Annotated in this window: 24 protein-coding genes; 5 read left to right on the plus strand and 19 right to left on the minus strand. The window is 39.2% G+C overall.

Translation table 11 applies throughout. The features are described from left to right. The first annotated feature begins 181 nt into the window (after nt 1-181). Nucleotides 182-574 carry a flagellar basal body-associated protein FliL gene (locus DPX34_RS03255; RefSeq protein WP_111976971.1) on the plus strand — a complete coding sequence of 131 codons (393 nt, stop codon included), beginning with the start codon at nt 182-184 and terminating at the stop codon, nt 572-574. A 154-nt stretch (nt 575-728) separates the two neighbouring features. Here the strand turns inward: DPX34_RS03255 and DPX34_RS03260 are convergent, their stop codons facing one another. The 6 genes from DPX34_RS03260 to nudE all read right to left on the minus strand — a co-directional run bounded on the left by DPX34_RS03260 (nt 729) and on the right by nudE (nt 6,976). After that, nucleotides 729-1,622 carry a rhomboid family intramembrane serine protease gene (locus tag DPX34_RS03260; protein WP_198673607.1) on the minus strand — a complete coding sequence of 298 codons (894 nt, stop codon included), beginning with the start codon at nt 1,620-1,622 and terminating at the stop codon, nt 729-731. Continuing rightward, entirely contained in the window at nt 1,600-1,920 is a 321-nt protein-coding gene (glpE, locus tag DPX34_RS03265; protein WP_111976973.1) for a thiosulfate sulfurtransferase GlpE, read from the minus strand. The genes DPX34_RS03260 and glpE overlap by 23 nt, the downstream gene beginning before the upstream one ends. 129 nt (nt 1,921-2,049) lie before the next feature. Continuing rightward, nucleotides 2,050-4,821 carry a M16 family metallopeptidase gene (locus DPX34_RS03270; protein WP_111976974.1) on the minus strand — a complete coding sequence of 924 codons (2,772 nt, stop codon included), beginning with the start codon at nt 4,819-4,821 and terminating at the stop codon, nt 2,050-2,052. A gap of 178 nt (nt 4,822-4,999) precedes the next feature. Next, nucleotides 5,000-5,572, minus strand: coding sequence for a YceI family protein (locus DPX34_RS03275; RefSeq protein ID WP_111976975.1), 573 nt, complete (start codon nt 5,570-5,572; stop codon nt 5,000-5,002). An 8-nt stretch (nt 5,573-5,580) separates the two neighbouring features. Then, a complete protein-coding gene (gene cysQ / locus DPX34_RS03280) occupies nt 5,581-6,420 on the minus strand; it encodes a 3'(2'),5'-bisphosphate nucleotidase CysQ (RefSeq protein WP_111976976.1) in 840 nt (279 codons plus the stop codon). Continuing rightward, the gene (gene nudE, locus DPX34_RS03285; RefSeq protein ID WP_111977020.1) at nt 6,410-6,976 is read right to left on the minus strand and encodes an ADP compounds hydrolase NudE; all 567 of its coding nucleotides are present in this window, start codon (nt 6,974-6,976) and stop codon (nt 6,410-6,412) included. The genes cysQ and nudE overlap by 11 nt, the downstream gene beginning before the upstream one ends. 121 nt (nt 6,977-7,097) lie before the next feature. On the opposite strand from nudE, the gene yrfG reads away from it, so the two are divergent. After that, nucleotides 7,098-7,778 (plus strand): GMP/IMP nucleotidase, encoded by a 681-nt coding sequence (gene yrfG, locus DPX34_RS03290; protein WP_111976977.1) that lies wholly within the window; start codon nt 7,098-7,100, stop codon nt 7,776-7,778. Between the two features lie 102 nt (nt 7,779-7,880). On the opposite strand, the gene DPX34_RS03295 is transcribed toward yrfG, so the two are convergent. From DPX34_RS03295 to gspC, 12 genes are all read right to left on the minus strand, one after another. Further along, a complete protein-coding gene (locus DPX34_RS03295; protein WP_111976978.1) occupies nt 7,881-8,633 on the minus strand; it encodes a type II secretion system protein N in 753 nt (250 codons plus the stop codon). A 24-nt stretch (nt 8,634-8,657) separates the two neighbouring features. Then, a complete protein-coding gene (locus DPX34_RS03300; RefSeq protein ID WP_232824631.1) occupies nt 8,658-9,125 on the minus strand; it encodes a type II secretion system protein M in 468 nt (155 codons plus the stop codon). Continuing rightward, complete coding sequence (gene gspL / locus DPX34_RS03305) at nt 9,125-10,348, minus strand: type II secretion system protein GspL (protein WP_157964605.1); 1,224 nt, start codon at nt 10,346-10,348, stop codon at nt 9,125-9,127. Before gspL ends, DPX34_RS03300 begins: the two co-directional genes overlap by 1 nt. Before the next feature lies 1 nt (nt 10,349). Then, entirely contained in the window at nt 10,350-11,408 is a 1,059-nt protein-coding gene (gspK, locus tag DPX34_RS03310) for a type II secretion system minor pseudopilin GspK (RefSeq protein WP_157964606.1), read from the minus strand. Further along, complete coding sequence (gene gspJ, locus DPX34_RS03315) at nt 11,405-12,025, minus strand: type II secretion system minor pseudopilin GspJ (RefSeq protein WP_232824632.1); 621 nt, start codon at nt 12,023-12,025, stop codon at nt 11,405-11,407. The genes gspK and gspJ overlap by 4 nt, the downstream gene beginning before the upstream one ends. Next, nucleotides 12,025-12,399, minus strand: a complete 375-nt coding sequence (gene gspI / locus DPX34_RS03320) for a type II secretion system minor pseudopilin GspI (RefSeq protein ID WP_111976980.1) — start codon at nt 12,397-12,399, stop codon at nt 12,025-12,027. Before gspI ends, gspJ begins: the two co-directional genes overlap by 1 nt. Next, nucleotides 12,396-12,986 (minus strand): type II secretion system minor pseudopilin GspH, encoded by a 591-nt coding sequence (gene gspH, locus DPX34_RS03325; protein WP_111976981.1) that lies wholly within the window; start codon nt 12,984-12,986, stop codon nt 12,396-12,398. The genes gspI and gspH overlap by 4 nt, the downstream gene beginning before the upstream one ends. A gap of 90 nt (nt 12,987-13,076) precedes the next feature. After that, complete coding sequence (gene gspG, locus DPX34_RS03330; RefSeq protein WP_111976982.1) at nt 13,077-13,514, minus strand: type II secretion system major pseudopilin GspG; 438 nt, start codon at nt 13,512-13,514, stop codon at nt 13,077-13,079. Nucleotides 13,515-13,640: 126 nt separating this feature from the next. After that, complete coding sequence (gene gspF / locus DPX34_RS03335) at nt 13,641-14,858, minus strand: type II secretion system inner membrane protein GspF (protein ID WP_111976983.1); 1,218 nt, start codon at nt 14,856-14,858, stop codon at nt 13,641-13,643. 8 nt (nt 14,859-14,866) lie between these two features. After that, nucleotides 14,867-16,339 (minus strand): type II secretion system ATPase GspE, encoded by a 1,473-nt coding sequence (gene gspE, locus DPX34_RS03340; protein WP_232824637.1) that lies wholly within the window; start codon nt 16,337-16,339, stop codon nt 14,867-14,869. A 102-nt stretch (nt 16,340-16,441) separates the two neighbouring features. Continuing rightward, the gene (gene gspD / locus DPX34_RS03345) at nt 16,442-18,508 is read right to left on the minus strand and encodes a type II secretion system secretin GspD (RefSeq protein WP_111976985.1); all 2,067 of its coding nucleotides are present in this window, start codon (nt 18,506-18,508) and stop codon (nt 16,442-16,444) included. A gap of 36 nt (nt 18,509-18,544) precedes the next feature. After that, nucleotides 18,545-19,486 (minus strand): type II secretion system protein GspC, encoded by a 942-nt coding sequence (gene gspC / locus DPX34_RS03350; protein ID WP_111976986.1) that lies wholly within the window; start codon nt 19,484-19,486, stop codon nt 18,545-18,547. Between the two features lie 199 nt (nt 19,487-19,685). Between gspC and hslR the strand changes: the two genes are divergently transcribed. The 3 genes from hslR (at nt 19,686) to mdh (ending at nt 22,085) form a co-directional block, all read left to right on the plus strand. After that, nucleotides 19,686-20,111 carry a ribosome-associated heat shock protein Hsp15 gene (gene hslR / locus DPX34_RS03355; protein ID WP_111976987.1) on the plus strand — a complete coding sequence of 142 codons (426 nt, stop codon included), beginning with the start codon at nt 19,686-19,688 and terminating at the stop codon, nt 20,109-20,111. Between the two features lie 13 nt (nt 20,112-20,124). After that, on the plus strand, nt 20,125-20,982 hold the full coding sequence (gene hslO, locus DPX34_RS03360) for an Hsp33 family molecular chaperone HslO (RefSeq protein ID WP_111976988.1): 858 nt from the start codon (nt 20,125-20,127) through the stop codon (nt 20,980-20,982). Between the two features lie 173 nt (nt 20,983-21,155). After that, on the plus strand, nt 21,156-22,085 hold the full coding sequence (gene mdh / locus DPX34_RS03365) for a malate dehydrogenase (RefSeq protein ID WP_111976989.1): 930 nt from the start codon (nt 21,156-21,158) through the stop codon (nt 22,083-22,085). Nucleotides 22,086-22,182: 97 nt separating this feature from the next. On the opposite strand, the gene ispB is transcribed toward mdh, so the two are convergent. Next, nucleotides 22,183-23,154 carry an octaprenyl diphosphate synthase gene (gene ispB, locus DPX34_RS03370; RefSeq protein WP_111976990.1) on the minus strand — a complete coding sequence of 324 codons (972 nt, stop codon included), beginning with the start codon at nt 23,152-23,154 and terminating at the stop codon, nt 22,183-22,185. Between the last annotated feature and the right edge of the window lie 301 nt (nt 23,155-23,455).

Genomic DNA, 23,455 nt, shown 5'->3' on the forward strand with positions numbered 1-23,455 from the left:
CAAAGTCGAGAGTAAGCGCTGACAATGAACCATAAAACCTGAGCGAGAAGACTATATTATGCTAATTAAGGTATCGACAATCAAAGTAAGACTTGTATTATATGGAAAACGCCCACTATTATTGATAGATGCGTTTATAGTTTACCTATCGAATAGTTTGATAAAATCAGTGAGAACATTTATGACTAAAAGCATAAAGTGCTTAGCTTTATTTTGGCTTTTACTTTTAACCCCCCTTTCACAGGCTGAAGATACCTTTGGCTACTTCGGCATGGAACCCGACATTATTACCAATTATATTTCAACCAAGAAAAAACCAGGCTACGTAAGAGTGACCATAGAGTTGATGCTAAAAAACGCTGACAATATCGACGTAGTAGAACATCACTCGCCTATGTTACGAGATGCCATTATTGGTATTATTGGTAGAGAGCCTGAAGAGAAAGTTAAATCACTAACTGGACGTGAAGAAATTCGTAAAAAATGTGCCGATCAAGTTAAGCTCATCTTAAAAAGAGAAACAAAAGATGAAATTATCCATGATTTACTTTTTACCAAATATTTATACCATTAATAACAATCTCCCCCTTCCTCGTGACTGCTACTCTTGAGCATTAAACAACTCAAGAGTGTGCCTTTGCAGCATATTCATTAGATGTATACAAAAAGTGAAGAAGAGATAAAGCGCATCAAAATACGCTTTATCGATGTAAGAAGAAGTAAATTACTTAACCCTCTTTGGAAGGCGGAGTGGTTTTATTGGACAAACTTTCAAACCAAGCTAAGGCCAAACCAGAAACAAAACCTAATAAGTGAGCCCAATTTGCGGTTCCCATCGGTAATATATTCATAAAACCAATGGCAACCCATAACAACATAAACCCGACTAACGCGTTAGGGATAAAATAACTTTCTAGTTTGGTTTGACGCCCTAAAAACCACACATAAGCAAAAAGGCCATAAACAACCCCAGAAAGACCAACAAAGTTAGCCCCCACTAAGTAATATTGGCTCACATGCGCCAATAAACCAGAAAGCAAACAAACATTAATGAGCTTAAAACGCGACTGTTGCTCGACTCGATTACCCAGCCACCAAAACCAAAATACGTTAAAAAGCCAATGCGACCAATCAGCATGGATTAGAGCGGGTGACCACAAACGATAAAACTGCTGCAGCGACAACTCGGTTAACGTCACCGGAAAATGTAAGGCCTGAAGAATAGGCTGTACAAACCCCATTGATAAACCAAGTTGAATAATAAATAAAACAACTATGAAGCTAAAAGTAAAAAGCTTAGTCTGCTTCAAGCTATCAACAATATTGGCATAACCTTTATTAGAATAAGCTAAATCATGCGTTTCATTGAGTTGCCATGACGCGTCAATATACTTATCTTTATTCGGGTTTTTAATAAAGTCGTCTGCGATTTTACGCGCAGCTTCAACTTGACCTTCCTTAAAAATAACCACCCAAATTTCATTATTTTTAGGCATGGTTTTAGCAACTATATCTTGGGTTGTTAGATAGTCAGCTAAAGCTTGAGCGACTCGCTCATTCTCAAAAATAGCGATCGCATAAGCAGATACTTCTTGTTCTTTATTCGGCGCTGGTGAATTCATATTGCTGACGCCATAATTCAAATCCACCATCCATACTATAAACATCTTCAAAGCCCTGCTCGGCTAAATATTGAGCGGCTCCTTGACTTGAACGTCCATGATAGCAAACCACAACAACGGGCGTATCTTCCTCTACGTTTTGTACAAACTGGCTTAAATTACCATTTGTTAAATGATATGACTCGGCAATATGCGCAGCGTTATAGGCGTTTTCATCACGAATATCGGCTATAACACAGCCTTTTTCAGCTAATTTTGCTGCGGTATCAGCGCAGCTAATATGTTTAAATGTTGTCATAATTATCTTTTCAAACCTCAATTAAGGTGCATTTTACCATGTCTAGTACAATATGTACGCCTAGGTTTTCCTCAACAATTGATCCAAGCTTAAGGTTAACCCAATATTCATTTACCCGCGTATTATCGGTTATTTAAAATCACCGGCTTGAAAAACATTGATATCTTTATTGGCAATATACTGCTTAAAAGCGTTATGTATATCAGTAAGTGTTAATGCTTGTACCGCTTGTATTTCAGCATCGTAAGTCGCTAAGCTTTTATTGATTCGTTTACTATCAATTAATACATTAGGAATAGCCGCATCTTCTGCCCAAGCCCGTTTACGAGAATTGACAAATCCTTCAATGGCTAAATCCAGCTCTTTTTGAGTAAAACCATTTTGTACAACTTTAGCGACTTCTTCTTTATAGGCTTGGATCACATTTGGCATGTTTTCTGGTGCCGCAATCGCCATTGCCCAAAACACACCGTGTTCATCAAGTTCACTTGTTGATAATCCAGAACGGACTGAATAGCTATAACCTTCTTCTACTCTAATACGCTTGCCGATGCGAGAGCTAAACGTATCTTGACCAAAAATAGAATTGGCAATGTTCAATGCCATATAATCTGGATGTTTAGGATTAATATCTAACCGATTAATAATATATAAATTTGCATTTGATTTATCAGGCGTCTGTTTTGATAAAACCAAACCTTGTTTATCGTGTAATTGGGCCGGCATGTATTGATACTCAACCGGGGTTGTTAAATGCCCAATAGCCTCTTGTAATTGCACCGACAACGCACTGGCATTAACATCGCCCACAACCGCAATATACCCCTGATTTATTGTTATATGCGCTTTATAAAGCGCGGCTAAATCAGCGCTGGTTAACGCTTGTATACCCGCAATTTTTTCATCTATCGTTTGAACCGCTTTAGGGTGACCAATCGGATAAGCGTTCATCGCTTCACGATACAACTGTAATGCTTGCGCATTCGGGTCATTACGTTGCTGTTCTAACGCCGAAATGCTCGCTCTTTTGGCATTTTCAAGCTCACCAGCCGGAAAGGTTGGATTTGATAACAATTCACCGACAAACTTAACAACCGCTTGTAAATGAGCTTTGTCGGTGGTGATACCCACATAAATTTCACCTAAGCGACTGCTTATGCTGACATTACTTTTTAAGGCATCTAATTTGTCTGCTATTTGCGCTTTTGTATATTGCGTATTACCAGATAAGACTTGTGATCCTAAAAATGAAAAAGCACTAACATGACCGGCAAGTGTTTTAGGACTACCGGTCGGAAAAACCATTTGTAGATGAATTTCTTCACCACGCAGTTTTTTAGGATAAACCATTAACTCAGTACCTTGCGCCCACGTTTGTTGACGCAATCGTGCGGTAATGTTGGCAACATTATTGTCGTAAACCTCACCCGCCGCGGCCACTTCTTGGCCCACGTAATCTTTAAGTAACTCATCTAATGAAGCGGGCTGAGGAATATCGGCTCGCTTAGGTTCAACCGTCGGGATAAAGCGCCCAAGTGTACGATTACTTTGAATTAAATATTGCTCTGCCACTCTTTGCACATCAGCCGCCGTTACCGCTTGTACTAAATCACGGAAGTAAAACAGATGTCGATAATCCCCTTTAGCAATATATTCAGACAATTCCATTCCCACACCTTGTACATCTCGCAAAGCCATCTCAGCTTGTTTAAGTAATGTGGTTTGTGCACGGGTGACTTCGTCGTTGGTGATCGGCTTATCTTTAATATGTTCAGCTTGTTTTATTAATTCTAGCTCAAGTTGCTTAGTGTCTTGATCTTTACTGCCTTGAGCAAATAAATACAACTGAGAGCTATCCTTCAACATAAACGAAAATGCCATCGCGGCCGTACCAAGCTGAGTATCGACAATATCGGTTTTTAAGCGCCCACGAGAAGCATCAGCTAAAATTTGTTGCAATACACGTAAAGCGGCAGCGTCTTTATGCAAACCAGAAGGTATGTGATATAACAAACCAACCCAAGGTACGTCACCCACTCGACGCAAATTAACAATGCGCTCACCGTCTTGTGTCGGTTCTACAGTATAAAGTGATTCAATAGGCGCTTCTGGCTTGGCCAGTACGCCAAATTTTTCTTTAACTAATGTTTTCACATGCTCGGGGTCAAAACGACCTGCGATTGTTAAGACAGCATTATCAGGACGGTAATGCGTTTTATAAAATGCACGTAATTTTTCAAAGGGGAAATTTTCAACATCAGACCGAGCACCTATCGTTGATTTACCATAGTTGTGCCATAAATGCGCCATAGATGACATACGTGACAATAATGTACGGATAGGATTATTTTCACCTCTTTCCATCTCATTACGCACAACCGTCATTTCACTTTTTAGCTCTTCTGCCGTAAACGTGGCATTAACCATTCGATCGGCTTCCATACCTAACGCCCAAGCAAGTGATTCGTCATTCGTTTCGAACACTTCAAAATAATTAGTGCGGTCTAACCACGTAGAAGCATTAATACCCATGCCTCTTTTTTTAAATTCATTTTCGATTTCAGGGTAATTTGTCGAGCCTTTAAATAGCATATGTTCTAATAAATGAGCCATACCCGTCTCACCATACTTTTCATGCACAGAGCCAACACGATAGGTAATATTAACTAAGGTTTTAGGCTGAGCTGCATCCTGTAATAGTAAAACTTTAAGGCCATTACTCAGTTTATACTCTTCAATACCTTCAACGGTTCTGACATAGGTTAATTCAGTATTAACCGCAGGTTTAACCACAGTGTTGATAATGGGCTGATCAATAACGTGATTGGTTTGTGTTTGCGTGCAACCTAATAATAAACCAGCGGCACATGCGCTGATAAATGAGACAAAACGGTTATTCATAAACTCGCCTTTATTTTTATTCCATTGAGAGACTTCAGGGCTTGAAGTGTAATAAATCTATTAAGTCTTTCACTCTAGCTACAGAGTTGATAATCGAATTGAGTTAGAGAAGAAAGGAGTTAAAAAGTTCATCGATGAGGCGTTAAATATTAGCGCCCCATCTTAGTGTAGTTGGATATTATTGGCTTTTCATGACTAATGAAAAAACAACAGGCACGGTATAGCCAATAGAAGGTAAACCCGCTAACGATTTAAGCTTATCAACCCCCGTTGCTAATTCATAGTGACGGCTATCAATAATAATTGGCTCTTGGCTTTGCACTAAAATATCACCATTTTTTAAACTAACGAAGTTAACTTTAGTTTTGATCGGCCGAATAACCCCGTGTAAATTCAAGTTAGCATTAACGGTTTTAGAAACAAATTTTCCAGATTGAATAGTGGTTAATAAATCTGCATCAAGTTGAGCGTTTAAGGTCGCTTTAGCAAACTGGCTTGTTTCAAATAAAAATTCTTGTAAACGTTCATTACGAATAGGGATTAACGTATTCGCCGAGGTTAAATCGATTTCTAGCTTAACCGCACCCGAATCGGAAAGCGAAGCGGTAAAACGATCAAACTGATGAGTTTCAATAATATGTTTTTTTTTGGTCGATAAAAAATGAATACTCGAGCTGGCATCATCAGACACCCAAGCCGCTTGCGCAAATAATGGCAAACAAAATAACGCGCTCGTTAATAGTTTTTTCATAGGGAAGGTTAATCCTTTAAGGTTCTTTTAGTTTTATGAGGTTTGATAACTTGGTGCCAATCAATATTTTGATTACCCAGTACCATAAAATCGGGGTTTGAAAAGGTATTGCGCTTGTTATAGCTAAGACCATTAAACTCGCTATCTAAAATACGTCCACCGGCTTCTTCAATAATGCAATGGCTAGCGCCGGTATCCCATTCACCGGTAGGCCCTACCCGTAAATAACAATCAGCTTTACCTTCAGCAATATAACAACTTTTTAACGACGCGCTGCCCAAAGGCACCATTTCATAATGATGGTTATCAAATAAATAGCGAGTGACTGTATCTTTTTTCTGCACACGCGATACAGCCAGTTTTATTGATTCTGGTTCGTTTGATACATCTCGTACCGAGATAGCCTTAATTTTGCCTTTTGCTTGTTTAAAAGCACCTTGCCCTTCAATAGCATAATAAAATATATCTTTTGTTGGCCAATAGATCACGCCCATAACAGGCCAACCATTTTCAACCAAAGCCACATTAACGGCAAAGTCACCACTGCGCGATACAAACTCTTGAGTGCCATCCATCGGATCAAGCAACCAATATCGATTCCATTGTTTTCTGAGCTGTAAAGTAACAGCCGTTGTTTCTTCCGAGATAATAGGAATGTGCGGGTTTAATGCTTTCAGACCCGCAACTAAAATATCATTAGCCGCGTAATCTGCACTCGTTACAGGCGAGTCATCATCTTTCTGCTCTAATTCGAATTCACCCGAATTATAAATATCAAGTATAGCCAGCCCTGCTTTTTGGGCGATCGCTTTAACGGGTTCAAGTAAAGATTTAACTTCAGGTTGCAAGGTTAAGGTGTCTCCTAGCTAAAAACAAAGCCGCGACACTGCGCGCCTCTGTAAAATCATTTCGTTGTAATAATGCATCTAAATCGTTAATTGACCATGAGACAACATCAAGTGGTTCAGGCTCATCACCTTCTAATCGCTCAGGATATAAGTCTTCTGCCAATAGTATATGCATACTAGCACCAAAATATCCGGGAGCAAGCGATAAGCTTTTCAATTGTGTGAACTTGCGCGCACCAAAGCCAATTTCTTCTTTTAATTCACGGTTTGCAGCTTCAATTGGGGTTTCACCAGGGTCAATTAACCCTTTAGGTAAACCAAGTTCATAACTGTGCATGCCAGCCGCGTATTCACAAACCAGTAAAATAGTATCGGGGTCTGGCATCGCGACAATCATAACGGCACCTCGACCCGAGGTTTTCATCCGCTCATAATCGCGTTCTTCACCATTACTAAATTGTAAGTGAACACTTTCGATTTCAAACAACTTACTTTTAGCGGCAATTTCAGTCGCTAAAATAGTTGGGAGTGTCTTTTGTGGGAGCTTATCGCTCATGATAATGTCATTTTTAATCAGAGTTAGGTTAGTCGCGTTGTAAAGTCGTTTGGGTTGATGCAGTAAACCTGCGTATAATACCCACACCATTCTATATTAAATTTATACCCTAATACACATTATGCTGCAATGGAAAGATATTGATACTGTTCTTTTAGATATGGACGGCACCCTGCTCGATTTACATTTTGATAACTATTTTTGGGTTGAGTATTTACCCAAACGATACGCCGAAATAAAGCAAGTACCTCATGAAGAATCTCAACGCTACATTGCGGGTTTATGTGATAAATATCATGGTCAACTAGAATGGTATTGCTTAGATTTTTGGGGAAAAGAACTGGCATTAGATATCCCTCTAATCAAACGAGAGATCGCACATTTAATCCAAATGCGAAGTGATGTACCGGCTTTTTTAACCGCTTTAAAAGCAACTAACAAACGCGTTGTTTTAGTGACGAATGCTCATCCTGATAGTTTATCGTTAAAAATAGAAAAAACACAGCTCAGTGAATATATCGATGAACTGATCTCTACTCATCAATTTGGGGTGACAAAAGAATCACTTTCTTTATGGCAACAATTAGAGCAATACGTCAACTTTGATAAAGAACGAACCTTATTTATTGATGATAGCATTGGGATTTTAGAAGTCGCGAGAACATTTGGTATTAAACATATTGTCGCGATTGAAAACCCAGACAGTAAACAAGCCGCCAGAGAAATAACAGAATTCGATTCAATTTCATCTTTTGAGCACTATACGCACGCATTAACAAAGACGATGCCGGAAAAAAATTAAACGGCTATGTGCAATCTTGAGCGCTAAATTGGTTAACTCAAACAAAAAAGGCTTCAATAACTTGAAGCCTTTTTTATTAATTAATTTGTCGGCCTAAATAACCTATGAGCCGTACCGTAGGGTATAAAAACCTTGTGTGTCTGCTCGGCCTAAAAAGCTCATCGCGGCCATTAATGCCTTATCAGCTTCACTACCGGCTTTGACTTTTCCGTCTACTTTTGCTCTAAACTTGTCTTTGAGTGTTGCGGTTACATCCAACATTAACACTTTATCGTCACCTTTAGCGACAACCGCTAGATTACCCTCTTGGCAAGCCAAATTCAGCTTTAAATCGCCAAGGCTAAATTGACTCCCCATCACACCTAATGCTGATTGTTTCCAGAGAACATTGGCATCAAGTTCAGCACAATAAGGCTGATCAAACACATACTGTTTCACATCTAAGTTAACGGTTCCCGCTAAACTTTCAACCATTAAAGCTTGCAGTTTAGGCATTGCAATACTAGCCGGTACGGATAATTTAGTTTGGGTTAGTCCCATGCCTTGAAAACCAATAAACGCGGTGCCTGTGCCGTACGGTTCATTTAGTCGGCGTCTACTTCCCATTCTAAAATCAACGGCGGCCTTACCCGTTAGCAATTGGCTAAATGAAACAGACCAAGAGATATTTTTAATTAATATCCCATCAACCTGCGCGGTATCTAGCTTACCTTGCCAAATAGAACCACTGGCCATGCCCAGTTCTACATTTTTGGGCAAGGGTATATTATGAATCACAAAACTGGCCGGAATTGTCGCCAGTAAAAAAACCAGATACAGCACAAAAAAAACGAATGCCGCTTTAAACCCTTTCATATTTATTACCTTAAAAACACGTTATTACTTAGCTAGCTGTAAACGCTTAACTCTAACTTCACCAGGCTTATCGTCTGCGTTAATGTCAAACATGGTGATCCGTACTTGCTCTCTTTCAACTAGCGTTTCTAACCATTTTAATAATCGATTAAACTCAACATTATCAAGTTGAATTTGTAACTCGGTACCTTGCGGCTTTGTTCCCGATATCGTAATACCCGCTTGGCGGGCACTGCGATTTACAATGTTGCTTAATGAGCTGCCACTGCCGCCTACTTTACGATTAGCGGCTTTGTACTTGCTGCCATTTTCGGCAACCCAAGCAAGTAACTTGGCTTTATTAACGACATCAAGCTCTGCTTTAGCAGCACGAGCATTAATAGGGCCAATAATCAGTTGAAATACAAGACCAATTAACAAAACAACGCTCGCGCCATTAATTAGGTTTTGCTCACGTTTGGCTAAGCTGTTATACCATTGTTTAATATTCATTACGCGCCCTTAATACTCAATGAACCGCTCACTTTTCCATCGGTATTGTTGAGTGAACCTTGCTCAACCTTTAACCCTTGTTCACCCGCTTTTACTTTAAAGCTTTCAAAGTTAGCAAAGTTATTGCCTTGTGCTTGGATCCTAATTTCAGCTCGCCCAGCATCAAAACGTAATGTAAGCGGCGATAACGCAGGTACTTGAGAAAATACAGCCATGGTATCTGCAAGCATTGGAAAAAATTGATCACCTTCTCCACTCACCGCCACATCTTTCATTTTTGATTTGATGTATTTTTTCATACCGTTGCTTTTAATTTTGCCACCCGTTGGAAAAGCGGTTAAAAACGTTTGGCGTATTTGTTTATCAATGACAGCCGATTGCGCTTCTAACTTCACAATTTTTATACCTTGACCGACTAAATGAATAGAAAACAAAACACCGGTTAAAATAGCGACATTGCGCCAAGCTGACACAAATTTCCACGTATTTTTTTTAAGCTGGTAAACGCCTTGGCGTAAATTAAACTTAGTTTGGCCTAATCCTGCGGCCAACACTTGCAAAGGTAAATCATACGTTTTTGCTTCTGGCGAAAAATGTGCAGGTAAAGCGGCTGATTCAGGGATTGGAGAGTAATGCTCAAGCTTAATGGCCTCTTCTTCCGATTTGGGCAGCATATTTAAATACGTGGTTAATGTGGCATCATTTACAATAAATCCGCTGAAAGTATCAGATTTAATCAACCAATCATTATCAATTTGGATAGCACTCAACCCTTCATCTTTCGGCAAGGCTAAATAATCAGGTACAATTCGCTGCGACACTAATTCAGCATCATTCAACCAAGATAACCATAAATCCATTTGTGCTTTACTACAAATGGCTACATTTAAATAAGTCGCGTCACCTTTTTGTATCTTGTCGCCAGGAGCAAAAAACAACGTATCAACATCTTGTGCTAATTCATCTTCCAACATATAAGGCAATGCTTGAATAAACTGTCGACCACTTTTGGCGGGCATTTCAACTTGCTTAGTTAAGACATCGTGCCCAGAAACAAAAACGGTAATAGCTTGTCTACCGGCTCGACTTTGTAATGAAGATAATTCACCCGCATCAGGTAAAACACCGGAGGCGATAATTTCATTTTCACTTTCTGACCAAACTAACCAATGAACATTGTCGTCATATTGACTACCTAGTCGAATATATAATTGTTCAGACACGTTAAACTCCAATCTTGCGGGCAATCACTCGGCCTTGCCCTTTTTGATCTAACAGAATGATGGATTCTAAACCAACCCAACTCCTATTAAATTCAGTTTTCGCTTTCATTTTAAAATATTGACTCTTAACGGTAAATTGCTGTTTAACATCAGGAGCGATATCACCAATGGCTTTAATTTCAGCTTCATTCCAAAAATCATTTATATCGGCGTAGCCTTCGGTCGGTCGATTTGAGATCACCGATTTAGCATCGGATACCGATAATTTAGGTGCTAGCATAGCATGTAATATTTCTGCTGATTCATCTTTCAACGTGTTTACATTAATCAGTAAGTCGTTGTTATTGGGAATAATACAAACATGCTTTTCTATTTTATCCATTATGCTTTTGTTCACTCCCTCGATCATTCTTAATTCAGAATGATCAGCCATCATGCTATTCGCAGCAAGATGTGGCCGGATTCGAGCCTCATAAACATAATCTTCAGCCCCAAACGCGCTCGTGTTCGAATCAGCATCAAGCCAATCATATACACTATCAGCAATTTGCTCTGCTTCATAATTATCAACCGATAACGCCTCTAACAAAGCCATGAACTGTTCTTTGGGCTTGGGGTGGAAAGCCGCGCCGTTAGGCACGGTATTAGTGTTACTATTATTATTTGAGCTCGTGTTAGAAGATGAATTGTTATTTTGAGTTTTATTAGCTTGTTTAGGGTCTTTGTAAACCGCATTTATATTAAAACAGGCATATAAATCATGTACTTCACCTGCGATTTCACCCTCTTCTACCGGAAAAACCATTCCTTCAACAGCCCAAGCTTGTTCTAAGTTGAATACACCTTTTTTGGAGTCATATGCTTCTTTTAGCAATAAACTAACAAACTCTTCAGCCCCTAGTGCATACCAATAAGCCTGTTCATTTGAATACAAATTATCCGTTCGTTTGATTTGCATCTGTAAACGCATTGCCATGTCAGTTGCAATAATAGTTACCAACGCCACAATGAGCAAAACCGTAATTAAGGCGACACCGCTTTGTTTTTTTAGTCTATTCAATGCATCGCCTCTGGTAATAAAATAATGCGCTGTATATCACCCATATCGCCAAGGGTTAAGGTTATTGATATGCCGGCCGGAAAATCTTTAGACGCCCATTTCTCTTTCCATTCATTACTTTTACCATCATGGAATTCCAAGGTTAGATCTGTCACATTATCTAGCAATACTCTCGATTTAAACTCTTCACCCACAGCCGGATCGGGATATTCAAAAAAGACTCGTTCTAATTTGTCATCGACAACTCGATAGGCAAATGATTGAATTTCACTGCGGTTCATTAAATTCATCGGGTTGATCCACCCCACTTTACGCATCGCAATGAATTGAGATTGACTATCAAACTCCAATTCACCATGCGATATAAAGCTATCTTGAGGGGCTTCACCATTAACTCGAACACTACGGCGGGTGGCTTGGCGAAAATCACGCTCGATAGTTAAAATAGCAAGCTGTAACATTTGCAAACGCTCACTATGAATTAAAGACGTTTCATTACTGCGTGTAATACTGCTTAACACGTTGACTGAGCCTAAACCGACTAAAGCAAAAATGGCCACCGCAATGATCATCTCAATTAATGTAAAACCTTTTGGTTTAGCTATTGGCACCATCATTAATTTCGCTTACTTATATAGGTGCCCATACTGGTAATAGACGTTTGGTATTCTGATGACTCATAAATATAAACATCCACTTTAACCATGCTTTCATCTTGCGTTTTGATCACTTTTTGTTGCCAGTAATAAGTCGCGCCAGCCATTTCCATTTCGCCTTTTTTGTTGTTTTCTACCGGCCACTTTTTCTCCAACTTAATTTCAGCTAAACGATTACTTGCAACCCACTGGCCAAAGCTAGCTTGTTTAAGCATAGATTGACTGGTTAAATGTGAGCTAGCAGACGAAATAAGCGCAATACCTGCAACGGCTAAAATAGAGATCGCAACAAGAATTTCTAATAAGGTAAAACCACGGGTTGAAGCTAGTTTCATAATTCGAGAGGCCCTTCAACTTTTAGCGGAATGGTATATTCCCCCGTTACGCTATAACCTACCGGATCATCATCTGAAAAATCTTCTTCATAAATAATAACCAATTCAAACGGGGATATGTCACCACTTGAAAATAAATACAATTGAGGAACGATTTTATCTTCTTCCTCTTCTTCATCCTTGCTGGTTTCAAACAACCCTTCGTCTTCATTTGCTTGTTCATCTAACCAAGGTATGTCGTCCATTCTTAATTCTAAACGAAAAAATTCTTCTAATTCATACTCAGCAAAATATGTTTCATCGCTTATCGGCGTCCAACGTTCACCATCAAAGCCAACAAATTCATAACCTTGCTCTTTGATCACGATGCCAAACTGCACATTATTCAGCAATGCGTATTCAGCGGCTAAGTGATAGATAGCTTGAAAACGCTTAGCTTCTTTAAACGTTTTATCTTTTGGGCTTTGCACATCAAATGAAAATGAAATAGAGCTTACAATGATCGCCATCAAAACCATAACCAGCATGATTTCAAGTAAGGTAAAACCTTTTTGTGATTTTATAAATGGCGCAGCTACGGTTTTCAAAGCGAATTCCAGCGTATTGGATATAATTGATAAAGGGCGTGAGCACGCCCTTTAAATCGATTTATGACAAGTTAATCAGTCATCATTTAATTATTGTAAATACTCATCGATATTCCAATTGCCAATATCATCTTCTGTATCGGGTTCACCATCAGGGCCAACAGAATAAATATCAAATTTACCGTTTTCGCCTGGGCTTAATAATTCATAGGGCGCATCCCACGGATCCATCGGCAACCGTTTGATATAACCACCTTCAGGGTAATTTTTCGGCATAGGGTCAATATCAGGAGCCGAAACTAAAGCATCTAGGCCTTGTTCAGTTGTGGGATATTTGTGGTTATTAAGTTTGTACATATCCATTGCGTTTTCTAGCGTGACAATATCAGTCGCCGCTTTTTTAATTTTTGCTTCGTCACTTTGGCCAATTAATGACGGCGCAATCATACCCGCTAAAATACCAATAATAACCAATACAACCATAATTTCTAATATGGTAAAACCTGATTGCTTTTGTAGTTGTTTCATTGACTCACCTTATTTATATTTACCAACTTATCTTGCTGGCCTTATGTTCAATTGTTGTTGCTTAAATCAAAATTCAATTTAACAGTAGACGTTGCCTAACTGCAATTAGTTCCATCGTTTTGTGAATTACCCCACCAACTGGTTAAGCGCCATAATAGGCTGTAATATTGATATAACAATGAAAAACACAATTCCAGCCATACTCAATACCATCGCAGGGCCTAATACACCTAAGGTAATAGTCACTAAAGAATGGAATTCTCGATCTTGGTTATCGGCAGCACGCTCTAACATTTGTTCGAGCTCGCCACTTTTTTCACCACTGGCGATCATATGTAGCATCATGGGTGGAAATAACTTAGTTTGTTCTAACGATGCGCGTAAACTGGTTCCTTCACGAACTCGACTGCGAGCAACATCTATTTCTTGCTTCATAAATTCATTTGATAAAACATCACTGGCGATTCGCATACTCTCAAGTAACGGTACTGCACTCGCGGTACAAATACTCAATGTGCGAGCAAAACGGGCGGTATTAAGCCCTTTTGCGACTTTACCTAATAAGGGCAACCGTAAAAGGTATTGATGATATGACAATTTAGCTTTTGGTTTTTGCACTGCACGTTGAAAAATAACCGCACCAACCATCACAAACACCAAAAAGAACAAACCATAATCACGCAGCAAATCACTAGCGCCAATCATAAATTTGGTTGTAGCCGGTAAATCCGCATTCATGCGCTCAAATTGACCGACTATTTTAGGCACAACCGATGCTAATAAATACGAAACCACAGTAACAGCAACCAGTAGCAGCATAACCGGATAAATAGAGGCTTGCTGGATCTGAGATTTAGTTGCTTGACGTTGCTCGGTGTAATCAGCAAGACGCTCTAAAACGGTATCTAAATGCCCTGATTTTTCACCTGCAGCGACCATAGATCGATACAAGTCATCAAAGATGTGTGAAAATTCAGCCATACTGTCAGCTAATGAGTAACCTTCAGTGACTTTCGAACGGACTGCCATTAATACCGTTTCATGCCTTGGTTTATCGGTTTGTTGAGCTACGGCTAGTAATGACTCTTCAACGGTTAAGCCTGAAGCAGAAAGTGTAGCCAGCTGACGTGTCATTAATGCGAGATCATTGGCCGAAATTTTTTGCTGAAACAAAGAAAACTCGCCACTTTGTCTTTTTTCTTTAGCGACCGTTTCTTGCAACTCAACAGGCATCAGACCTTTTTCACGCAATTGCTGGCGAGCCCCTTTTTGCGTGTCAGCTTCAATTAAGCCTTTTACCGATTTACCTTGTTTAGTTAGAGCTTTGTATTCAAATGCAGCCATAGTTCGTATTAACCTTCTCGTGTTACACGAATAACTTCTTCAAGCGATGTAACGCCCGCTAATACTTTGATCATGCCATCACTTCGAATACTCGGTGTATGCGCTCGAACATAATTTACAATAGCTTGTTCACCATCACCGTTATGTATATGTTCTCGTACACCTTCGTCAACAATGAGTAATTCATGAATACCACACCGGCCTTTATAACCGCTGTTATTGCAACTTTCACAACCAAGTGGTTGATAAATTACGGCTTGCTCTGTTGCTGACACACCCAGTAATTCACGCTCACTTGCTGTCGGTTCATGTGCTTCTTTACAATCGGGGCATAATGTTCGAACAAGACGCTGAGCTAAAACAGCCAATAAACTTGAAGATAATAAGAAAGGCTCTAACCCCATATCTTGCATACGTGTGATCGCACCCGCCGCCGTATTAGTATGTAAGGTTGATAAAACTAAATGCCCCGTTAAAGACGCTTGAACCGCTATTTGACCGGTTTCTAAATCACGTATTTCACCAATCATAACGACATCGGGATCTTGACGTAAAATAGCGCGTAAGCCTCGCGCAAAAGTCATATCGACTTTAGCGTTTACTTGAGTTTGGCCAATACCGGGTAATTCATACTCGATTGGATCTTCAACGGTTAAGATATTACGTTCGCTTGAATTTAAATCATTTAACCCAGCATAAAGAGTGGTTGATTTACCTGAACCCGTTGGGCCGGTGACTAATATAATGCCATGCGGTTTTTTAAGTAAATCGGCAAAATGATCACAATTGCTAGCCGTCATGCCTAAATCACTTAAGTTTAAGCGAGCGTTATTTTTATCTAATAAACGTAAAACGACTCGCTCACCATAATTTGATGGCATGGTACTTACACGAACATCAACCGCTCGACCACCAATTTTAAGAGAAATACGTCCATCTTGCGGTACGCGCTTTTCTGCGATATCAAGCTTAGCCATAACCTTAATACGAGAAACTAACAAAGTCGCTAGTTTTCGATTAGGTTTAATGATTTCGCGTAAAACACCATCAACACGGAAACGAACTTTTAAATCAGCTTCAAATGTTTCAATATGAATATCAGAAGCACCTTCTTTAATAGCTTCAGATAACATGGCGTTAATCAGCTTTATTACAGGCGCATCATCTTCATTTTCAAGTAAATCTTCCGTTTCAGGTAGCTCATCAGCAATGGTAAACAAATCGGCTTCATTACCGATATCTTCCATCATTTGACGTGCTTCAGAAGAGTTACGCTGATAAACATCGGTTAAACGTAATTCAAATGCATTATCTGAAATATGCTCAATCGAGAAGTCATGGCCAACAACACGACGCGCTTCTAATAAGATAGGCAGTTTAATGCTTTCTCTACATATTGCCGTATAGGTATCATCTTCATGAACCAATAAAATACCATGACGCTTAGCAAAACCAAAAGGCAGAGATACACCTTCTGGCATCAGCAGCTCAGTATCGACCTCAGCTTCATCATCAAAGGCATCAACTAAATCGTCAGCGATTTTATCAACTTCAGATTCAGTATAAGTTTGTTCAGACATAACTTACTCTTCTTCTGTTGTCGCTTCAGGATCATCTAATAACTTTTCAAAGGCATCGGGCAACTGAGTTGCATCATCCCATGCTGGTAATACCGGGATATGATCACTGTAATCCACCTCAAACCAGCCGCTATCTTCTTTGCGTTCGATTTGCTGAGCCCGCATAAAGTTATATTTACTGTGGCTAATACTGTTTTGTAACATGCCTTCACGAATAATCGTAGGACGAATAAACACAAGTAGATTACGTTTACGTTTAGTATTTGAAGTTGACTTGAACAACTCACCTAAGAATGGGATATCGCCCAAAAGTGGTACTTTAGATACACTCTTTTGTACATCTTCATCAATCAAACCACCTAAGACAATCGTACTGCCATCATCAGCCATAACCGTTGTTTTAATTTCACGTTTATTGAATGTAACATCAACCGCATTGCTTGAACCTGCAACACTTGATACTTCTTGTTCAATAACCATTTGCACCGCAGTGCCTTCGTTAATTTGCGGGGTGACTTTTAACTTAATACCGACTTCTTTACGGTCTACCGTTTGGAAAGGATTAGAATTATTTGAGCTCGACGTAGAACCAGTGATAGTCGGTACTTCTTGACCAACAATAACCGATGCTTCTTCATTGTCCATCGTCGTTAAACTGGGGGTTGCTAGAATATTAGAGTTAGTTGACGTTGATACCGCTTGTAATACTGCACCCCAACCATCTTTAACCACACCAACAGCCATGCCGTTTAAACCACCTAAAAGGCCAGCAAGTGCAGATACATCACCTAATTCATCAGGCTCGGTATTTGTAACAGGGTCACCCTTACTATCGAGCTGTATTGTTGTTTTACCTTCACGGGGTGTTGCTTGATAAGCTGCGGCAGCTAAAGAGCCAATCGGCGTGACAGCACCATTATTGAATTGGACCATACCGCCCTTCTCGCTGCCCCACTGAACACCAAGGTTTAAGCCGTCCGAATCAAATACTTCAACAATAATCGCTTCAACTAAAACTTGCGCACGACGTATATCAAGCTTACGAATAACGTCAGATAACGAACGCATCATATCCGGTTGTGCAGTAATAACCAATGCATTGCTATCTTCGTGTGCATCAATGCTGATCTCACGCGAGCTTGATGAGCGTGAAGACGATTTTTTACTGCCGCCAGACTCCTCAGCCGAAAGCGTTGCACTAACACCTTTCAACACTTTTACAATATCTTCAGCTTTAGCATATTTTAAGTAATAAACTTGAGTATTACCGTTACTTTCTAATTCACTATCCAGTTTGTTAACCAATGAGGTGATACGCTTACGCGCTTTAAGCTCACCACTAACAATTACGCTATTAGTTCGTTCATCAGCAACAATTTTAGGTATTAAATAATCAGGAGTCGAATCTTTCCCTGTGCTTTTCATCATGGTTTCAATGATGCGAACAAGCTCAGCAGCAGAAGCATATTTTAATTTAATAATTTCAACATCTTGATTACCGGCAGTATCAACACGATTAATGATTTCAACCAAACGATTAACGACGGCAGAACGGCCTGTGATCATAATAACGTTTGAAGGGTCATAATGCACAACGTTACCACCACCGGCTTGGTCGTTTAATTGACGAAGCAAAGGTGATAATTCTTTTACCGATACATTATAAACTTGCACAACACGGGTAACCATTGCATCACCGCTGTTGATATTGTCATCAACAACAGGAATAGCCGATGTTTTAGCATCTTTATCACGCTTAACCTTTAAAACACCATTTGGCATTTCAATCACCGCGTAACCGTAAACTTCGAGAACGTTTAAGAAAAACTGAAAATATTGCTCTTCATTGAGTAAGTCATAGCTTCTAACATCGACTTTACCCCGCACATTCGGATCGACAATAATGGTCTTTTTCAGATTTTTACCAACGATATTTATAAACTCGTTTAAATCTGTACCTTTAAAGTTAGGGGAGTAATCAGCAGCCGAAACACTTGAAACTGCAGACATACATGCCAACAGACCCGCTGAAGAGAAAATACCAATTTTTTTTAATAATTTACTTGTCATACGCACGCTCAGGTTAGCCCTGATTATTAATTGTCATTAATTGAGAGAGAAATGAGTTTCTACTATCTCGCCATTTCGTTCTACTAATAAACTAGCTTCGGTAGCGGATCTAAGTTCTTGCATCGCAAGCATAGCTTGAGATAAATCAGTTAAATCATACCCATTAATTTCTATTGCAATATCGCCACTACGCAGACCAAAAGCACGAAAAAGTTCCGCTTTTTTACCCGGTCTAATTTTGTAGCCAACTAATCGACCACCGCGATTAAAAGGAGCCGCTTTAATATAATCGCTCACTTTTCCGGGGTCAGTTAAAAATTCAGCCCGTTGCTTTTCAAGCAATGCCGCATCTTTTTTACTTAATTTTTTACGATCTTTTTTTATCGAGCTTTTATCAATAGGTTTCTTAATCGCTTGATTGTTTGATTGGGCAATATAATCAACCCCTTCTAACATCAGCGTCTCACGATTCTTATTTTGCTCTAAAATAATTCGGTCACTAAAAATTTCTCGAATGACCGCTTGCGTGCCATCGATTTTTTCACCAATGCCATAAGTATTCTGCGAACCACTTTTTTCAATTATCGCGGCTGCCAAGTCATCATCTGAACTCGATACTACACCCATTAATTTTAAATTTAATGACGTAATAGGTGCGACTTCCACCTCTTCTACGGTTTCAACGACTTGATGATAATCACCAAATAAATTCAGCTTAGTCATCGCTTTAATATCAATACGAGGGCTTGAATTATTAGCGGATAGGCCACTAGATGATTGTGTGACCACTGCTGGTGTTTTAACCGGTGTAAGCAACTGCCAAGTTAATTGAGATAATAACCATACAATTAAAATAAGTAACAAAGTTTGCGCGAATCGGCTTAACTTAACATGATCCAACTGCTTGGTTTCAGTCAATACATACTTGTCTAATTTCAACTGACCAAGTGTTTTAATTAAAGGAGAATCCGCTGTCATAAAATATTCTAATTACTTCAGTTTAATAAAAATCATAACGAATATACTTCGCTTTCATTTAGCAAAGAAGCTAAAGATCATCATCTTACGTAGATCATTTGTTATCAACAAGTCAAAAAACGTTTAAAATAGATAAATACTGTATATTTCTTTATTTTGAACACATTCGCACCAATAGGTTCAATTAATATAAGCAATTATGACAAATAAAAAACAACGACTCGATAAACAACCCGACGCAACAACCCATATACGCTTGGATAAATGGCTTTGGGCAGCCCGATTTTATAAAACACGTGGCACCGCAAGAGATATAATACAAAGCGGAAAAATAAGATATAATGGCCAGCGACCCAAACCCAGTAAAATAGTTGAGTTAGGCGCTGAAATAACCATACAGCAAGGTTTTGATGAAAAAACAGTTGCTGTGCTAAAGCTCAGTGAACAACGGAAAGGCGCACCTGAAGCGCAATTGCTTTACGCTGAAACAGAACTAAGTAAAGAAAAGCGTGAAAAAAGAGCGATGGAACGTAAATTAGCACAAAGTTTAAACCCAAAACCCGATACTAAGCCAGATAAGAAACAAAGACGTCAGCTATTAAATGTAAAGCTGCAAAATTTGTAAAAGAGACCATAAAATGAAGAGTTACGACCAACTTCAACGCTACCTATTTGAGAATGTTCAAGTACGTGGAGAAATAGTTCAACTGCAGCAAAGCTATGAAAGCATGCTCGTTAATCATGATTACCCTGATAGTATTAAACAAATTTTAGGTGAATTATTAACCGCTACCAGTTTATTAACCGCCACCCTCAAATTTGAAGGAGACATCACCGTGCAATTACAAGGTGATGGTCCGGTAAAATATGTTGCAATAAATGGTAACAATAAGCTTGAACTACGTGGTGTTGCTCGTTTTGATGCGGAACCAGCATCTGCCAATTTATCGGATATCGTCGGTAAAGGTTACCTTGTGATCACTATCACACCGACAAAAGGCGAAAGATACCAAGGCATTGTCGCGTTAGAGCACGAAACCATTGCACAATGCTTAGAAACTTACTTTATACAATCTGAGCAATTAGCAACATCAATAAGCCTTTACACGGATACTCGCACCGCAAAAACGGGCGGCATTTTTTTACAAACAATGCCCAGTATTAAAGAAGAAGCAAAAGCTGAGTTCGACCACTTAGTGCAATTAACGTCGACCATGAAAACTGACGAGTTTTTTTCGTTAGAAGCACAAGATGTTTTATACCGCTTATATCACCAAGAAGAAGTGAAGTTATTTGAATCCACTAAAGTCATTTTTAAATGTGGCTGCTCAAAAGATAAAACGCTTAACGCGATAGCCAGTATTGCACCTGAAGAAATAAAATCTATTTTAGCAGAGCAAGGTAAAATTGAAGTAAAATGTGAATATTGCTTAGAGAATTATTCATTTGCATCTGCAGATTTATTATCGCTAACGCAAATAACACCTGAACAATAACATTAATTTGGCGGCAGACTGAATCTCGATAATTAAGCATTTAGCCTGCCCTGTAAGCTAAGGTATAAGGAAGGTGAATTTATGGTATCACCCGCAATTATTATCTTTTAGTCAGCCATTACTCTATGGTTACGCAAAATAATCAATCTATATTCCACTATTGGAGAAATTACATGAAAGTTGCAGTTGTCGGCGCGGCTGGCGGTATAGGCCAAGCTCTTGCTTTATTATTAAAAACATCATTACCTGCTGGTTCAGAGTTAAGTTTATATGACATCGCTCCAGTAACACCGGGTGTAGCGGTTGATTTAAGCCACATCCCTACTGATGTGAAAATTGAAGGTTTTGCGGGTACAGATGCTCGTCCTGCGATTGAAGGTGCAGACGTTGTATTAATTTCAGCGGGTGTTGCTCGTAAACCAGGTATGGATCGTTCTGATTTATTTAATATTAATGCTGGCATCATTGCTAACTTAACTAAACAAGTAGCAGAAGCCGCACCAAAAGCATTAATTGGTATTATCACTAACCCAGTTAACACAACCGTTCCTATCGCTAAGAAAGTGTTACAAGAAGCGGGTGTTTACGACAAAAATCGTTTATTCGGTGTAACAACGCTTGATGTTATCCGTTCAGAAACATTTGTTGCTGAAGCAAAAGGCTTAAATGTAGCAGACGTAAACGTTGATGTTATCGGCGGCCACAGTGGTGTGACTATTTTACCATTATTGTCACAAATTGATGGTGTTGAATTCTCTGATGAAGAGATCGCAGCGTTAACAACTCGCATTCAAAATGCAGGTACTGAAGTTGTTGAAGCTAAAGCGGGTGGCGGTTCTGCAACGCTTTCTATGGGCCAAGCAGCAGCACGCTTTGGTTTATCTTTAGTTGCCGCATTAAACGGTGAAGAAAACGTTATTGAATGTACTTATGTTGAAGTTGAAGAAGATAAGTTCTTTGCTCAGCCAGTACGTTTAGGCAAAAACGGCGTAGAAGAAATTCTTTCTTACGGCGAAATCAGTGCTTTTGAACAAAAAGCATTAGACGATATGGCTGATACTTTATCAGGCGACATCGTTAAAGGTTTAGAATTCAGCGCTTAATTTTTTAAGCTGCGTATTAAAAAAGCGACCTAGGTCGCTTTTTTTTGTTTCAGCTTTAAAAATCATGCTAAGTGGTTTGAATCATCAGCATGAGTCATTAACTTTTTCGTTCAACCGCTATCCATGCAAGGCTCTTAAGCGCCTCTTTATAAGGCGACTCAGGTAATGGCGCTAAAGCATTAACGGCCAGCTCAGCATGCTGTTCTGCTTTATTACGGGTATAACTTAAAGAGTCAGTATCTCTGATAATCGCTAACACAGGTTCTAGCATATCTAAACCCGCACCGTTTTCTATTACCTTTCGAATAATAGCGGCTTGTTCTTCAGTGCCATGCTTAATAGCATGAATTAACGGTAATGTCGGTTTACCTTCTGCTAGGTCATCACCCACATTTTTACCGATTGTTTCGCTGTCGCCTTCATAGTCCAACAAATCATCAGCTAACTGAAAAGCGGTCCCTAAATAACAACCATAATCTTTTAATGCATTTTCAAGCGTTTCACTTTCCCCCGCAATAACCGCCGTTAACTGGGTAGACGCTTCAAATAATTTAGCGGTTTTGCTATAAATTACATCCATATAGGATGCTTCGGTTGTATTAGGGTCATTGCAATTCATCAATTGCAAGACTTCACCCTCAGCGATCACGTTCGTTGCATCCGCTAATACTTGCATGATTTTCATTCGCTCTAACGAAACCATCATTTGAAAAGAACGTGTATATAAAAAGTCGCCAACCAATACAGACGCTTCATTACCAAACAACGCATTGGCGGTATCTTTACCACGGCGCATTAATGAAGCATCAACCACATCATCATGTAAAAGAGTGGCGGTATGTATGAATTCAACAATGGCAGCTAAGGTGACATGCTGTGGTCCATCATAATTCAACGCACGGGCGGCTAACGCCGTAATTAACGGACGAACACGTTTGCCGCCACTATTAACAATATAAAAGCCTAATTGTTGAATAAGAACGACATCGCTGTCCAGTTGCTGGCTGATAACTTGATTGATCGCCAACATGTCTTTTTCCGCTAATGCGCGGATTTCAGAAAGTTGCATATTATTAGAGTTCGTTTTAATCGCTTGATTTTAAATTATTAATTATGCCCATTTAAAATTAAGTCTTATTAACTTAACTAAAGTGAATAAGAGACTTAAAGCATAAAAATTCATCCAGCAATGGTACTATTTATTAAGCAAAAGTAGTAACGAAAAACCGTTTTCTTTTCTTTTTTTAAGCCTAGATTAATTTATAAGCAATTTTTTTATTAATTAGTCTTGCGATCGTAATAAGTTTGACATAGAATTCGCGCCCTATTTTAAAGAATAAATACGCATATATTGCGTTGAAGCGGAGTTT

Origin of the sequence: Algibacillus agarilyticus (assembly GCF_003286125.1) — a bacterium.
In the GTDB taxonomy this organism is placed as follows: Bacteria; Pseudomonadota; Gammaproteobacteria; order Enterobacterales; family Alteromonadaceae; genus Algibacillus; species Algibacillus agarilyticus.

Excerpts from the sequence above, each read along its gene's own strand:
- DPX34_RS03255 (WP_111976971.1), top strand. The coding sequence starts at position 182 with ATGACTAAAAGCATAAAGTGCTTAGCTTTATTTTGGCTTTTACTTTTA.
- DPX34_RS03260 (WP_198673607.1), bottom strand. The coding sequence starts at position 1,622 with ATGAATTCACCAGCGCCGAATAAAGAACAAGAAGTATCTGCTTATGCG.
- glpE (WP_111976973.1), bottom strand. The coding sequence starts at position 1,920 with ATGACAACATTTAAACATATTAGCTGCGCTGATACCGCAGCAAAATTA.
- DPX34_RS03270 (WP_111976974.1), bottom strand. The coding sequence starts at position 4,821 with ATGAATAACCGTTTTGTCTCATTTATCAGCGCATGTGCCGCTGGTTTA.
- DPX34_RS03275 (WP_111976975.1), bottom strand. The coding sequence starts at position 5,572 with ATGAAAAAACTATTAACGAGCGCGTTATTTTGTTTGCCATTATTTGCG.
- nudE (WP_111977020.1), bottom strand. The coding sequence starts at position 6,976 with ATGAGCGATAAGCTCCCACAAAAGACACTCCCAACTATTTTAGCGACT.
- yrfG (WP_111976977.1), top strand. The coding sequence starts at position 7,098 with ATGCTGCAATGGAAAGATATTGATACTGTTCTTTTAGATATGGACGGC.
- DPX34_RS03295 (WP_111976978.1), bottom strand. The coding sequence starts at position 8,633 with ATGAAAGGGTTTAAAGCGGCATTCGTTTTTTTTGTGCTGTATCTGGTT.
- DPX34_RS03300 (WP_232824631.1), bottom strand. The coding sequence starts at position 9,125 with ATGAATATTAAACAATGGTATAACAGCTTAGCCAAACGTGAGCAAAAC.
- gspJ (WP_232824632.1), bottom strand. The coding sequence starts at position 12,025 with ATGATGGTGCCAATAGCTAAACCAAAAGGTTTTACATTAATTGAGATG.
- gspI (WP_111976980.1), bottom strand. The coding sequence starts at position 12,399 with ATGAAACTAGCTTCAACCCGTGGTTTTACCTTATTAGAAATTCTTGTT.
- gspG (WP_111976982.1), bottom strand. The coding sequence starts at position 13,514 with ATGAAACAACTACAAAAGCAATCAGGTTTTACCATATTAGAAATTATG.
- gspF (WP_111976983.1), bottom strand. The coding sequence starts at position 14,858 with ATGGCTGCATTTGAATACAAAGCTCTAACTAAACAAGGTAAATCGGTA.
- gspE (WP_232824637.1), bottom strand. The coding sequence starts at position 16,339 with ATGCCAGAAGGTGTATCTCTGCCTTTTGGTTTTGCTAAGCGTCATGGT.
- gspD (WP_111976985.1), bottom strand. The coding sequence starts at position 18,508 with ATGACAAGTAAATTATTAAAAAAAATTGGTATTTTCTCTTCAGCGGGT.
- gspC (WP_111976986.1), bottom strand. The coding sequence starts at position 19,486 with ATGACAGCGGATTCTCCTTTAATTAAAACACTTGGTCAGTTGAAATTA.
- hslR (WP_111976987.1), top strand. The coding sequence starts at position 19,686 with ATGACAAATAAAAAACAACGACTCGATAAACAACCCGACGCAACAACC.
- hslO (WP_111976988.1), top strand. The coding sequence starts at position 20,125 with ATGAAGAGTTACGACCAACTTCAACGCTACCTATTTGAGAATGTTCAA.
- mdh (WP_111976989.1), top strand. The coding sequence starts at position 21,156 with ATGAAAGTTGCAGTTGTCGGCGCGGCTGGCGGTATAGGCCAAGCTCTT.
- ispB (WP_111976990.1), bottom strand. The coding sequence starts at position 23,154 with ATGCAACTTTCTGAAATCCGCGCATTAGCGGAAAAAGACATGTTGGCG.